Here is a 13,335-nt window from a genome sequence, read left to right as displayed (position 1 = left end):
GACGCCTCCAGGGCGCCGGCCGCATCCGAAGTCCTTCAGCGCACATTTCAACGAAACACCGGGCCAGCCATAGCTTTTGAGCCGCGGCCCGGTTGCCTTCTGTCGTCTCGATTCAGGCGTGCCAGGAGCTCCGCCCCACAGAACGAATGTTTCCTGCCATTGTCCACGCCTTGGGGAAACTATTGTTGATGCAGGGTTCCGCAGCTTGACCGACTCCGCCTACGATCTTTTTCATGCCCCTGTACCGACCGAAGGCACCGAGACGTCCTCTCCAAAGCGCCGACGCCGCATGCTTGTTCGGGCGCCGCCTGCAGCGCCTGGTCGAAGCGGCTCACCTTGAGGGCAAGGCGCGGTTCACCGATACGGAAATCGCCGCCTACGTGGGTGTCAGTGGACAGTACATCCGGAACCTGCGCGGCGGAAAGTCGATGCCCTCGGTGGAGAAGGCGCAGCGTTTGGCCGAGTTCTTCGGGGTCGATCACGCCGACTACTTCCTGAAGCCGGACGACGATCCTGCCGTGGTCGCCACCGAACGCCGTCTGCGCTCCCACAAGGATGCGCGGCCGGAGGGAGACCGCGCCCTGGAGGAGGACACGGCGGCGCAGGAGCGGTGGCTCCAGGTCAGGGAAGACCACGGGGTCCGGGAGATCGCGCTGCGTGCTGGGCAGCTCTCGCCTGAAGCCCGAAGCGCGGTGCTGGGCATTGTGGAGGAACTCATCCGCAGCGAGAGCCACCCCGAACTCGGCGTCGAGGAGTAGAGGGCGAAGGCGACTGTCCGCGGAGCGCGGTCACCAAGATGACGGGGGAACTGTGGAACTGACCCAACAGCCATGTGCTGGTGCCACCCGTAGGGATTTCAAGGCTTCCGCATCAGGACGCGCCCCTTTTGACGCGGCGGTAACTGTCCAGCCGGCCCTGCTACTTGCTGGAGCGCTGTGTGGTGTCCCGGCTGACTTCGTTCGGTCGGCTCCGGCTGAACTGAACTTTCTTACCAGCAGGAGGTCCTGCGGCATGCGCTGATGAAGCGCGGCAGCAGTCTCGTCGAGAGACTGCTGCCGCCCGGCCGTCGATCAAGTGCGCCAACACCTGATCACATGTGGCCCAACCTCACCGCCCGGCCTGTTCTGCCGGGCGAAGCCGATCACGAAGATCGGATGCATCGGTTCTCGTGAACCTGAGGCAGCCCGTAAGGGCATTTTCCTTCCCTCATGCGATTACTCAGGAAGGCATACACATGGTGCAGTACAGTGCTGCCGTTTGTCAGCCCTGCTGTGGTCAGGACCTCGCCATGCGGCTGATCCCCTCCGGTCCTTCGGGCGGCCTGGCCAAGAGGACACAACATCTGCGAAATCACTCGACGAAGCCGACGGCAGCGAGCCGCGCGCAATGCATCGGCCGGCCATGGTGACGGCACTCCGTGGGGGAGAGCGCTGCATGCCCTGGGCATGCAGCCCTGACCAGCATCACACAGGCCACCGGCAAGCCGGCCCGGACCATCCGCTGCTACTGGGCCGAAATGCCCGTGCGCGCCTGGGCGGGGCCGTACGCACCTTGCTGAACGGGCCCGGGCTGGTGGGAGCACCTGATGTGGTCCGCCTCGCCGTGGTTGTCTTGGCGGCACGTACGCCGGCGTCCACGGGAATAGTCGAGATCAGGACCGCCGAACTCGGACGGTGGCTCGGACTCTCGGCCTCGCGGGTCTCCTCCGCGGTGCTGCCGAGTCTGCGCCGTCGCGGTGTCGTACGCGTCACGACGGCCGTGGGCGAGCGCGGAGAAGATCGGGGCTTGGAGTGCGCGGTCCTGCCGCTGAGAGACGCACACGGAGTGGTCGGCCATCCACTCGCCTTGCAGCGTAAGGAGTTCGCCACGCTGCTGCGTCTGCTGGAAGCTCTGTTCGCCCCTGGCTGGACCCACCGTGACGGGTCGGTAACACCGGCCGGTCTGTTAGGTGCACGAACAGGTCGCGGCGCCGCGACCGACCGGCTGGCGATACTGCTGCTCGTCCTGGAAACGACCAGGAACGGGCGGGTGCGCCAGTGCGGCGGCAAGGTCGACACTCGGCGGGGGCGGTCGGCCGCCACGGTGGCGCGGCTGCTGGGCTGCTCGGCGTCCGGCGGGGAGCGAATACTGAACCGGCTGGAGGGGGCCGGCCTGGTGCAGCGCAGCCGGCAGCGCACAGCATCCGGCATGCATCAGCGCACGCTCCTGACGGTGCCCGCGGTGGCCGCCGCGCAACGCGCGCTAGGCCGTTCCACCCGGCCCCACCCCTCTGCCATGCCTCCAGGTGCCGTTCTCACAGACCCCAGCGATACGGCAAGGGGTAGTAGGCCTCCACGTGCAACAGCAAAGCCTCAGGCCAGCGAAGTGCGGGGCAGTCTTGAGACAACAGCAGCAGACCCCGACGTCGCGGTATCCCTTCACACAGATCACGCTGCTGTGGTCGGCCCTGTCTCCAAAAGTGTTGCTGATGTCTGGTTTTCCGGCGAAGCGCCGCAGGGGTTACCCCGTCGGCCGGGACGCGCAGGCGCGCGAGGGAAGCCGTTGTGCGTGGGCACGGACGGACTCCACGAAAGGGAGGCGCCCAAGCCGCCACACGATCTCATTTTGACGCTGACCTGCGTGAGACCGATTTGGGACCGCCTGGGACGTTCTGGTGCCCGTTCGCGGGTGGTTGCCGCGGTGCGCAGCGAGCTTGTTGCTGTCGCAGGCGTGTCCGGAACAGCATCAGCAGGCAGAGTCCTGGCCAAACGGCTGGAACGCCGTTTGGCGGTGCAAGGGGGGCCGGCCCGTATTGCTGATCCAGTGGGCTGGCTTCTGGGCCGGGGCCTGCCCCGCCGGCCTGGCTGCACCGACCCGCGCTGCGACGAAGGTCTGCGCATGGACACCGGAACTCGCTGTGCCACCTGCGACTACCTGGCCGCCGACCGGCGCATCATGCGCCGCACGATCGCCGCGCAGGTCACAAGAGACCTGCCGGCCGCGTCGGCCGAGAAGCGGCATCTGACGGCGGAACGTCGAATCAAGCAGGCAGTCCGGGACGAGGCAGCGGAGACGAGGATTCGTCACGCGCGCGGTCGGGCCGAGCGGGACATGCGACGAAGCCCTGATGCCCGGCCCCGTGCCGGGAACGAGGTGGACCGTCAGCAGCGACCGGGAGCTTCATGCGGGATCTGCCGGAAACCCTCGGCCGCGAGCCTGTGCACGGCGTGCAAGGACCGGAAGGCCGTCGACGTGAAACTGCGCGAAGTGGCCCTCACCGCGGCGGTGGCACGTGCTGATGTGGGCGACCCCGCCGCCGTTGGTGCCTTCATCGACACCTTCGAGGCCGACCTTCGAGCCACAGTGGATGACATGTGTGCCAAGGCCCGCAGCGAAGGTGCCACCGAGCAGACTCTGGTTCTCCTTGCCCGCCTGCACCTGGAGAATACGGCGCGTGAGTACCGCCGGGCCGCGCTGTCCATACTCAACAGCAGCTCCCGGGCTGAGCCTTCGCCGGCATCGGCCTGCGGTGAGCGGACGCACCCCGGGCATCAGCACAGCATGTCCAGGACCAGCGAGCAGGATGTCCAGCACGCACAGCGCCGTCTTGAGACCCTGCTCGCCGAACTACGCCGCCGCCACGACTCCGGATCGCATTCCGGCTCCCTCACGGCGGGAGCCGTCTTCCGAGATGAGCCTTTACGGCGGGGTTGGGCAGGGAGACTAGCCATGCTGGCCCACCGTCCCCTTCCCGAGGACAAGGTGTCATGAGCGATCAACAGGCCGACGCTCCACCGTCACCCGGCCGGAGTGTCAACTCACGGCAGCCCACCGGGCGAGCAGCCGTCCCGGCGCATGCCGAGCGGCCACAGCACAGGACCGGATATGCCACGCGTCGGGCTCAAGCTGGGGCGCGGCTTCCTCAATGGGTGTGGCGCTTCTAGAGTGAGATCGTTGGTCAGGCTCAGAGCACGTAGTTGCGCTGGTCGGGCTGAGGGCAGAGACGTTCGTGCTCCTTCACGGTGTGGAAGATCCAGTACTGGTTGAAGTCGCCATTGCTGATGACGGGGCGGAGGGCCAGGACGGACGGCTCCGGCCTCGGCGAGGGTCCATCAGCTGCCGGTGACGTCGCGGCGGGCGGCTTCGGTGCGGACGAGATCGAGTTGTTGGGCGCCGTCGCCGCACGCCAGTCCCGTTCCACCAGCCGTTTCAGTTTGGGTGCGGCTCTTCTCCAGGGGCACCGCCCCGCGAAGACGCGGTGGAGCCCGCGGTTGTATCTCTGGGAGCGGCGCCGGTTGCCGCCGGACGTGCTCGGTTATCCGTTGTCCGGGAGGGATGTCAGGGCGATGGTGTCGTGAGACCGGTTCGAGCAGAGCGTTGACGTTGCTTTGTCGAGGGCGCCGAGCCCAGCAACCAGCGGCTCCAACCGTGGGTCAAGGGCGTGGGATAGCACCGCTTCGTACAGCAGGTTCACCTGGGAGATGATCTCCGCCGCCCGGTTGTGGCCGTCGTGGGTGAGCCGGACCTGGGTGCGTCGGCGGTCTGCGGGCACGGGGAGGCGCTCGACCAGGCCAGCGTCTTCCAGCCGGTCGATCCGGGGGGTCAGCGCGCCGGAGGTGAGCGCCAGGCAGCGGGCGATGTCCGTGGGAGCCAGGGCGTGGGGCGGGCCGCTGCGGTGCAGCACCGCCAGGACGCTGGCGTCCGAGCAACTCATCCGGTAGGGGTGGAGGAGCCGGCCCACTGCCTTGTTCAAGACGTGGGCGATGCGCAGGATCGGGTCGAAAACCTCGTCGGGCAGGATGCCGTGGGGCGGTTCTGAGGGGTTTGCCGCACGGGCGGTGGTGTTCACCGGGTCTCCTGGAAAGCGTGCGGTCGCGGGATCCCGAACTGCCGCTGGTAGTACGTCAAGGAGGTGTGCGATGAGACGGCGGTGGCCTCGACTTGGCCGATGAGGATGCTGTGGTCGCCGCCGTCGAGAATGCTGTTCGTGTGGCATGCCAGCCGGGCGGAGGCGTCGGGCAGGCCGGGCAGGCCGAGCTCGCACGGGCGCATGGCCGAGTGCGCGAACTTGTCGGGGGCTGGCGTGGCGAAGTGCTGCGCTGTGTCGGTGTGTTCCTCGCTCAGGACGTTGACCAGGAAGCGGTCCGTGCGGCTGAAAGTGTCGTATGAGGCAGCGGACTTTGCCAGGCAGACCAGGACAAGGGAAGGGGACAGGGACAGGGAGCAGAAGGAGCTGGCGGTGAACCCCCAGGGTGTTCCGTGTGCATCGAGGGTGGTGATGATGGTGACCGGGCTTGGTACTTGGGCCAGGGCCTTGGTGAAGGCCGTGCGGTCGATGGGCACGTCGGGGCCTTTCGGAAGGGCTGGTCGGGCGCGGTGGAGGGGGATTGGTCAGCGTGCGCGGACGGGTTTGGGCGCCGTCGGCTGGCCGTGGGTCTGATCGGTGTGTGCGTCGAGCCAGATGCCGTTAGGGGTCCCGAAGGCGGCTCCGTTGCGGCCGTCCCAGATGACCTCGCCGCGGCGTACGGTGACGTCGGCGCGTCCGCTGAAGGTCCAGCCCTCGTAGGCGGACCAGCGGTTCTTTGTGTGCATGTGCTCGGCTGATACCAGCCAGGTGGCGTTGGCGTCGAAGAGGACGAAGTCGGCGTCGAGTCCCTCGGCGACGGTGCCCTTTTGCCCGTCGAGGCCGAAGAGACTGGCCGGTTGGGCAGCGCACAGCCGGGACAGCAGCAGCATGTGTTCGTCGACGGGCACTTCGGGGAACCGGCGCCGTAGCCCGGTGTAGACGGCGGTGAGCATCTCCTGGACTCCGGGCAGGCCGGGCGGGGCCTCGGGGACGGGGCGGCTCTTCTCCTGCACGGTGTGGGGTGCGTGGTCACTGCCCAGTGTGGTGATCTCTCCGGCCACCAGCGCGGCCCACAACCGTTCTTGGTCGTGCTCTTGGCGGATGGCGGGGCTGAGGCGGATGCGCGCGCCGAGGCGTCGGGTGTCCTGCGCGGTGAAGGACAGGTGGTGCGGGGTCGTTTCGTAGGTGATCGGCAGTCCGGCATCGGCCGCGGCATGCAGCAGGTCGGCTTCCTCGGCCGAGGAGACGTGCAGCACGTGGGCAGCGGTGCCGTGGCGGCGGACCAGATCGATGGTCTTGGAGACTGCGACGATGCCGCCGCTGCGCGGTCGTACGGCTTCGTAGTCGTCGTAGGTCCGCGGGGCCGGCCGCTTGTGGTCGAGCAGTTCGAAAACCGCGTGGTCCTCGGCGTGCAGCACCAGGCGCAGTTGCTGTTCGGCGGCTATGGCGAAGACACGGTCCAGGACGGCGGGGTCGGAGATGACGCTGGGGGCGGTGTGATGCCCGGTCATGAAGACCTTCACCGAGGTGGCCGTCCGGGAGTCCAGACGGCGCAACTGCTCGACGGTGTCGGTGGCGACGCCGAAGTGGAAGCGGTAGTCCACCAGTGACTGCCCGGCGATCTGGGCGGCTTTCTGGGCGGCCTGTTCGGGGTGGTGCAGCGGCGGCTGGGTGTTGGGCATGTCGATGACAGTCGTGACGCCACCGGCCGCAGCGGCCCGGCTTCCGTGGGGCCAGTCCTCCTTGTGGGTCAGGCCGGGGGTGCGGAAGTGCACGTGGGAGTCGATCACACCGGGCAGGAGGTAGCGCGCTTCGGCGTTGATGACCCGGGTCGCCTGCGGCAGGGGATCGGCGGAGTCCAGAAGGCGCGCGATGCGCCCGTCGCGGACGGCGAGTGCGCCGTTTTGCACTCCGTGCGGCGTCACCAGGCGGGCGTTGGTCACCAGCAGGTCGTAGGGTGCGGGCGGCTCGGTCACGCGGTCCATGCGGCACTCACCAGCTCTCGGCACAGATCGTTGGTCGGGCCCATCAGGCCCACGGCGCGGGCGTCGTGGGCCAGCTTGTTCAGGGGATGGTCGCGCAGGTAGCCGGCGCTGCCCAACAGGCGCTGGGCCTCGAGACACACCTGCTCGCTGACCGTGGACGCGACGAGTTTGCTGTGCAGGGTGGTGGCGCCCGGCTCGTCGCCGTCGCGGCGTCCTGTGCGCTCGACCAGGGCGCGGGCCCCCTCCACGAGGGCCGCGAGGTCGGCGAGCCGGTGCCGGATTGCTTGGGCGTCGGCCAGTCCGCGGCGCCGGGCGTGTGCCAGGGCGAGCTGGAACGCGGCTTCGGCGATGCCGAGGGACACCGCGCCGAGGGTTGCCCCGGACTGCCGCACATCGGCGATGACCTGCGTGGCCTTGCCGACCGGTCCGAGCAGGGCGTCGGCTGGGACGGAGCAGGAGTGGAGCTCGACGAAGCCGGTGGCGGAGGCCCGCATGCCCACCAGGTCCATGCCGGTGTCGGCCACGAGTCCGGGGGCGGTGGCTTCGACCAGGAAGAAGGACTGTCCGTCGCTGCCGTAGACCGCGGAGTCCTGGCGGGGGGCGGAGGACTGGGCGAGGACCAGGTAGATCTGGGCCAGTCCGGCACCGGTGGTGAAGGTTTTGGCGCCGTTGAGGACCCAGCTGTCTTCGGTCGGTGCGGCTGTGGTGGACAAGTTGCGCTTGGCGGCGCCCGCGCCGCTCTCGCTCCAGGCGGAGGCGGCCAGCCAGCGGCCGTCGGCGAGGCGGGGCAGATAGTGTTCCTTCTGTCCCGTGGTGCCCCACTCGCTGATGCGTGCGCTGACGGCGTAGTGCTGGAACAGGATGATCGCGACGGACGGGTCGAGCATGGCGACGTCCTCGACGACACGGTTCGTCAGGCGGGCATCCCCTCCGAGTCCGCCGAATTCCACGGGGACGGCAGCGCCCAGGAGTCCGGAGGCGCGCAGGGAAGCGAGCACCGGTTCGGCCGGCTGGGCGGCCCGGTCGGCGTCGGCGGCATGGCGGTGCAGCGCCTCGTACAGGTCCTGGTGGTCCTGGCCGAGCTGGAAAGCTGGGCGGGCGGTGGGCGGCGTCAGGCGCTCAGCGGTTGCCATGCGGGCTTCTCCTCTTGGTACGCGTAGTCGCTCAGGGACGTGATCTTGGCCGGGCCGTGAAGGTGGGCGTGCTTGCCGCTGACGCTGACCCAATCCAGGGTGGCGGCGTGGGCGGTGCTGCACAGGGAGGCGGCGACGTGGGTGGTGCCGCCGGGGGTGTCGATGGTGAAGGCATGCCGTTCATCGTCGGCCGCGGCGTCGAGCAGGCGGGCTGGGATGGTGCCCTCGATCGCCGTGGCCGTTGCCAGGCAGGTCGCGCCGGTCAGCGCGAGCGTGGGGTGCCAGCTGGGCACCGATATGGCGCGGACTGCGATGCGGCCGGGCTGGTAGGACCCGACTGCGGCGATCTTCGGGAAGACGCTCTCCTTCGGCCAGCCGAGAAGTTCGATGGCGGCTTCGCGGATCATGAGCATGGCCCGGTAGGTGTCGTCGCCCGCTTCGAAGAGGGCCTCACGCGTGGTGAGTCCGAGGCTGATGGCATCCACGAAGACGTACGGATTGCCCGTCGTGACCAGGGAGACCTCGTAGGTTCCGGCCGGAGTGACAAGGGTGTCGGACGCTTCTCCGGTCAGCAGCCGCCGCTGAAGGACTGTCCCGGCGGGCTGCAGGAAGTGGACGGTGAAGGAGCCGCTGCCGCGTCGTGCCTCGTCGACCTCGCACACCACGTGGTCTCCGTTGTTGAGCACGCGGACTCGGGCCCGGCTGCCCGGCGCGAGGCGGGGCAGCCAGCCGAGGGTGTCGGCCGCGAGGACGGAGGAGAGGATGGAGTGTCCGCAGCTGCCCGCGAAGTCGAATTGGTCCGGCCCGTCCGGCAGCCCTTGGACGAACAGGTAGTCGAGGTCGAACATCGGATGCTCGGAGGGCCTGACCAGGGCGAACTTCAGGACATGCGCCTGGTCGTGGTCGGCGAGCCAGCGTCGCACGGTGGTGAGGACCGGGCGCAGCAGGGCCTCGGTCGTCGGCAGAGGACCGGCGTCGATCACCAGGGTCGGGGTGGGGGAACCTACGGCCTGGGCGAGGTAAGCGATCACGACCGGGCTCCTGTCGGACTCAGGCCCGTGTGATGGGGCGTTCCGTGGAACTGGTCCAGCCACAGTTCGTGCACGAGCAGGGACCAGACGGCCAGGGCGGTGTCGTCGGCGGGGGAGTCCTGCTGGCCCTGGAGCAAGCGGGCGACGGCGACCGGGTCGAGGCGGCCGTGGCGGCGCAGCCGCTGGGGTGCCAGCATGTCGCGGGCGAAGGCCATCAGCGGCTGGCCGGGCGCGAGCATCGCCGTGATCGGCAGGGTGAAGGGCTGCTTGGGCCGGTTGAGTACGGACTCGGGGAGCAACCCGTCGGCGGCCGCGTAAAGGACCTGCTTGCCCCGGTTGCCGTCGACCTTCCAGGCGGCCGGCAGGGCACGGGCGTAGCGGACGACGGACGGCTGGCAGAAGGGCAGCCGCACCTCGACGGAGGACGCCATGCTCAAGTGGTCGACGCGGCGCAGGTGATAGGCCGGGAGCCGGGAGCCGACCTCGAAGTCGGTGATGGTGTCCAGACGGTCGCGGCCGGGAACATGCAGCTGCTCGGCGATGGCGTCGTCCGCGAACCCGTGGTCGCTGACGAAGGCGTGATAGTCCGGCGAGTACAGGCTGGTGCGCAGGTTCTTGGGGACCGCGGTCAGGGCGCGGACGTAGCCGGGTATCCAGCCGTCGGCGGGTGCCCGCATCGCTGCCCTGATCCGGTCGTAGCCGCCGAAGAGTTCATCGGCGGCGTCCCCGGTGACCGCCACCTTGAAGCCGGCCTGGTGCACGGCGTCGAACAGGGCGTAGGTGCTCAGAGTGATCGGGTCGGCGTTGGGCTGGCCCAGGTGCCAGACCATGTCGCTGAGCAGGTCGGGGAAGGTCGCGGGGTCGATCTCGATCTGATGGTGCCGGGTGCCGTGGAGCTCGGCGACCTGGCGGGCGAACCCGCGCTCGTCGGAGGGCCAGGTGCCGCGGTAGGCGATGTTGAAGGTGTGCAACTCGCCGACCTGCTCGGCGGCCAGCGCGGTGACGAGGCTGGAATCCAGGCCGCCGCTGGTCACGGCGGCGACCGGAACGTCGGCCGTGGTGAGCCGGTGGACCTCCTGGCGCAGCAGATCCTGGAGGTGTTCGGCGGCCGCGGTCTCGTCCGCCTGGCCGAGGGGGTCGACCGCAACCGTGCGCCGGTGCAGGCGCAGCCCGTGGCTGCGGTCGAGCCGGGCGGTGGTGGCGGGCGGAAGGATCTTCACGTCGGCGAACATGGTCTGCTCGCCGAAGGGGGTCTTGGTGGCGAGGTACGCCTCCAGGCCCGGCTCCCAGAAACTGGTGCCCACGGCCCGGTAGGACAGCAGGGCGGGCAGCTCGGACGAGAAGTACAGGTGCCCCAGCGCGGCGTCCCAGTGGTAATACAGCGGCTTCATGCCGACGTCGTCGGTGGCCAGGACCAGCGTGGGCTCACGGCGCAGGTCCATGACGGCCACCGCGTACATGCCGTCGAGGTGCTCGGTGAACCCGGTTCCGTACTCGGCGTACAGGGCCGGGATGATGGAACCGTCGCAGGTGTCCTCGAAACGGTGGCCGCGCGCGATCAGGGTCCTGCGCAGTTCGTCGTGGTTGTAGATCTCGCCGTTGAAGACCGCGACGATGCCGTCGAGCGCGTAGGGCTGTTCGCCTCCGTCGAGGTCCATGATGGCCAGGCGGTTGTTTCCAAGTCCCCAGCTATCACCGGCCGCGTGCGTCTGGGCGTCGGGACCTCCGTGGCGCTGAAGGGCCGCGACGGCCTTGATCTCGTGCGGGGTGACGTGGGCATCGAAGTGGCCGAAAATCCTGCACATGTTCACTTCACCTCGGTGGATACGCCGGCGCGCTGGTAGAGCACCGGGTCGAAGGGGGTGGGGCCGCCGCAGGTCGCGAAGCGAGGGGCGGTGAGGTCCTGGCTCGGGTGCCGGGTGCCGTGGGGCACCCCGGGCGGGGCAAAGAGGACGTCACCGGGACGGGCGTCGATCCACTCGCCGTCGAGGTGGAGCTGCCCGGTGCCCTCGAAGACCATGAAGGCCTCTTCGCTGTTCGGGTGGACGTGCACGTTGAAGTACTCGCCCGGTTCCATGAATCCGCAGTGCAGGCACAGCTGCGGGCTGCCTGTTCCGGGCCAGAAGAGGAAGTTCATCGTGGCGGCGCGCTCCGCAGTGGCCTGCCCGGTTCCGGTGAACCCCTTGAGCTGCGTCTCGCCGTTGAACAGGTGGTTGAAGCGCCGCACCCGGGTGCCGGCTGTGGTGCCCGCCCGTAAGGTGGTGCGCCAGAGGTAGGCGGCCAGTTCGGTGTCCTGGGCAGCGGTAAGCGACAGCGCGTCGCCGGTGGGGGCGTAGACGGTGTCGGCCGACGCGACCTCGGCGGACGCACTGCCGGAAGTGGCGAGACCGGCTCCGGTGAAGATGACTGCCACGTTCTCCTCGATGTCGGCGCCGGAGTGCGTCCAGGTATGCCCGGCCGGGATGCGTACGACGTCGAGCCGGACGATCTGGGCACCGAGGTGCGGGCCGACCGCGGTGGCCAGTGACACGCCGTCCGGGCTCTTGGTGAAGGTGAGGTGGTCGGCTCGGATGACCGCGCCTGACGTGGGCATGGGGGCTCCTTGGGGTAGCGGTGTGGGTGAGGGCGTCTTCACCGCAGCGCGGTGGGCCGGGGTTGCTCCTCGGGGGCGGCAGCCACGGGGCGTTGACGGGACCTGCCGAAGCGGCGCATGGCGGGTACCTCTACGAACCGGTGCAGGGCTGCCGCGCACGCCAGGGCAGCGGCGAAGAAGGCGGCGACCAGGACTGCGGCGGGGACCGGGGCCCACGGGTGGCCGAGCCATCTGAGGCCGTAGCGGATGACCAGTTCGTGGATCATGTAGAACGCGAAGGACACCTCGCCCAGCCACACCAGCGTCCTTGCGCGGAAGACGGATCGGGAACCTCTGGCGTCGGCGACCGCGGTGGCTGCGACCAGTAGCCCCAGCGGGAGCGCCGCGACGGCGGTCATGGCGAAGTTGACGGGTACGACGATCACCAGGACGTAGGCGGCCAGGACCAGCAGTCGGGCGGGGCCGCGCTCCAGCCCGATCCAGCGGCCCGTGAGCACGATGCGGGCGAGCAGGATCCCGAGGACGAATTCCAGCATGCGCACCGGCGGCAGGCTGTAGACGAGCCAGTACTGCCAGAAAGGGATCTCGGCAGCCCAGGGCGTCGCGAGGTCCGTCGGCAGCAGGAGGGCGAGGGCCGACACGGCAGCGATCGCTGCCGCAGTGGCGAGCACGCATGCCCACAGCCAGGTGCCCGGGATGCGTTTGACCGCGCGGTGCAGCAGCGGGAAGGCCAGGTAGAAGACCACCTCGCAGCAGAGCGACCAGCTCAGGCCGTTCGGGCTGTCATAGACGTCCAGGACGGGGAACCACGTGCTGGCCAGGACGGTGTTCGCCGCGACGGCGAAAGGCTTGAGTGCTTGTCCTGAGGCGGCCATGAGGGCGAGCGCCACGATCAGCGTCACCAGGTGGACGGGGTAGATCTTCGCGATCCGGCGGCGCCAGAAGCCGCGCGTGCTGGTGTCGGGGCGGGCCGACCAGGTCAGGATGAAGCCGCTGAGGATGAAGAAGAAGCTGACCGCCAGCCAGCCGGCTCGACCGAACAGCGTGGTCAGCAGGTCGTTGGTGCCGGCGTCGGCGAACAGCCGGTTGGCCGCGATGTGTGTGGCGAAGACGAGAAGGGCGGCGGCGAACCGCAGGCCGGTCAGTGACGGCAGCCGGTTCCCGTCCGGCCTGCCGCTCTTGTTGACCCCTTCCGTCTGGGGCATGGGTGTGCGAAGGCGTGGCAAGGTGCTTTTCCCCCGTCGGTGCTGTGCTGCTAGGAGCGATACCGGTATTGGTCGAACTGCTCCGCGAATTCCTCCAGTTCCTCCTCTGTGGGCGCCACGTCGCGATTGAGTAGGTCGGACAGGCCGTAGAAGAACTTCTCGCGGCCGTTGCCGGGCATGAAGGCCACCAGCAGCTCGGCGGGCTCGTCCGAGATGTTGGCAAAGCCGTGGGGGGTCCCGGGAGGCACGTACAGCGCGGAGCCTGCCTTGGCATCGACCGGCTCGTCGCCGCGCAGAAGCTGCACCTCACCGGACAGGACGACGAACAGCTCCGTCATCTCCTTGTGGAAGTGAGGGGAGGCGAAGGGGCCTTTGGAGGCCAAGGACAGGGAGAACAGGCCGAGTTGGCCTCCGGTGGCATCGGTGGGAATCAGCATGCGGGCCGTGTTGCTGCCGATGCGGGTCGCATCGGCTGCTTCCGGGGTGCCCAGGTGGGAGCGGTCCGTGTGGTCGGCGGAGCCTGTTTGCGCGTAGAGCGTCACGTCAGGCCGCCGTCTGCTCGG

General features: G+C 68.9%; 12 protein-coding genes. 2 read left to right on the top strand and 10 right to left on the bottom strand.

Annotation, left to right across the window (positions count from 1 at the left end; all coding sequences use genetic code 11):
- The first annotated feature begins 233 nt into the window (after window positions 1–233).
- Both OHA17_RS40250 and OHA17_RS40245 read left to right on the top strand, forming a co-directional pair.
- Window positions 234–758: a helix-turn-helix domain-containing protein gene (locus OHA17_RS40250; RefSeq protein WP_406510966.1), complete on the top strand. Its 525-nt coding sequence runs from the start codon at window positions 234–236 to the stop codon at window positions 756–758.
- A 2,119-nt stretch (window positions 759–2,877) separates the two neighbouring features.
- Complete coding sequence (locus OHA17_RS40245) at window positions 2,878–3,750, top strand: hypothetical protein (RefSeq protein ID WP_331721293.1); 873 nt, start codon at window positions 2,878–2,880, stop codon at window positions 3,748–3,750.
- Between the two features lie 193 nt (window positions 3,751–3,943).
- On the opposite strand, the gene OHA17_RS40240 is transcribed toward OHA17_RS40245, so the two are convergent.
- The 10 genes from OHA17_RS40240 to OHA17_RS40195 form a co-directional block, all read right to left on the bottom strand.
- A complete protein-coding gene (locus tag OHA17_RS40240) occupies window positions 3,944–4,180 on the bottom strand; it encodes a hypothetical protein (protein WP_331721292.1) in 237 nt (78 codons plus the stop codon).
- A gap of 114 nt (window positions 4,181–4,294) precedes the next feature.
- The gene (locus OHA17_RS40235) at window positions 4,295–4,828 is read right to left on the bottom strand and encodes a MarR family transcriptional regulator (protein WP_331721291.1); all 534 of its coding nucleotides are present in this window, start codon (window positions 4,826–4,828) and stop codon (window positions 4,295–4,297) included.
- Complete coding sequence (locus OHA17_RS40230) at window positions 4,825–5,322, bottom strand: flavin reductase family protein (protein ID WP_331721290.1); 498 nt, start codon at window positions 5,320–5,322, stop codon at window positions 4,825–4,827. The genes OHA17_RS40235 and OHA17_RS40230 overlap by 4 nt, the downstream gene beginning before the upstream one ends.
- A 48-nt stretch (window positions 5,323–5,370) precedes the next feature.
- Window positions 5,371–6,810: a dihydroorotase family protein gene (locus OHA17_RS40225; protein ID WP_331721289.1), complete on the bottom strand. Its 1,440-nt coding sequence runs from the start codon at window positions 6,808–6,810 to the stop codon at window positions 5,371–5,373.
- Entirely contained in the window at window positions 6,798–7,943 is a 1,146-nt protein-coding gene (locus tag OHA17_RS40220) for an acyl-CoA dehydrogenase family protein (protein WP_331721288.1), read from the bottom strand. Before OHA17_RS40220 ends, OHA17_RS40225 begins: the two co-directional genes overlap by 13 nt.
- Entirely contained in the window at window positions 7,922–8,974 is a 1,053-nt protein-coding gene (locus tag OHA17_RS40215; protein ID WP_331721287.1) for a PrpF domain-containing protein, read from the bottom strand. Before OHA17_RS40215 ends, OHA17_RS40220 begins: the two co-directional genes overlap by 22 nt.
- On the bottom strand, window positions 8,971–10,779 hold the full coding sequence (gene asnB, locus OHA17_RS40210; RefSeq protein ID WP_331721286.1) for an asparagine synthase (glutamine-hydrolyzing): 1,809 nt from the start codon (window positions 10,777–10,779) through the stop codon (window positions 8,971–8,973). Before asnB ends, OHA17_RS40215 begins: the two co-directional genes overlap by 4 nt.
- Window positions 10,780–10,781: 2 nt before the next feature.
- Window positions 10,782–11,567 carry a cupin domain-containing protein gene (locus tag OHA17_RS40205; protein WP_331721285.1) on the bottom strand — a complete coding sequence of 262 codons (786 nt, stop codon included), beginning with the start codon at window positions 11,565–11,567 and terminating at the stop codon, window positions 10,782–10,784.
- Between the two features lie 38 nt (window positions 11,568–11,605).
- Window positions 11,606–12,772: an acyltransferase gene (locus OHA17_RS40200; protein ID WP_331721284.1), complete on the bottom strand. Its 1,167-nt coding sequence runs from the start codon at window positions 12,770–12,772 to the stop codon at window positions 11,606–11,608.
- 50 nt (window positions 12,773–12,822) lie between these two features.
- Window positions 12,823–13,314 (bottom strand): cupin domain-containing protein, encoded by a 492-nt coding sequence (locus OHA17_RS40195; protein ID WP_331721283.1) that lies wholly within the window; start codon window positions 13,312–13,314, stop codon window positions 12,823–12,825.
- Window positions 13,315–13,335: the final 21 nt, after the last annotated feature.

It is taken from the genome of Streptomyces sp. NBC_00212 (assembly GCF_045206365.1).
Lineage (GTDB): Bacteria > Actinomycetota > Actinomycetes > Streptomycetales > Streptomycetaceae > Streptomyces.
Note: the sequence above shows the minus strand (reverse complement) of the source record. Positions and strands in the feature narration are given on the sequence as shown.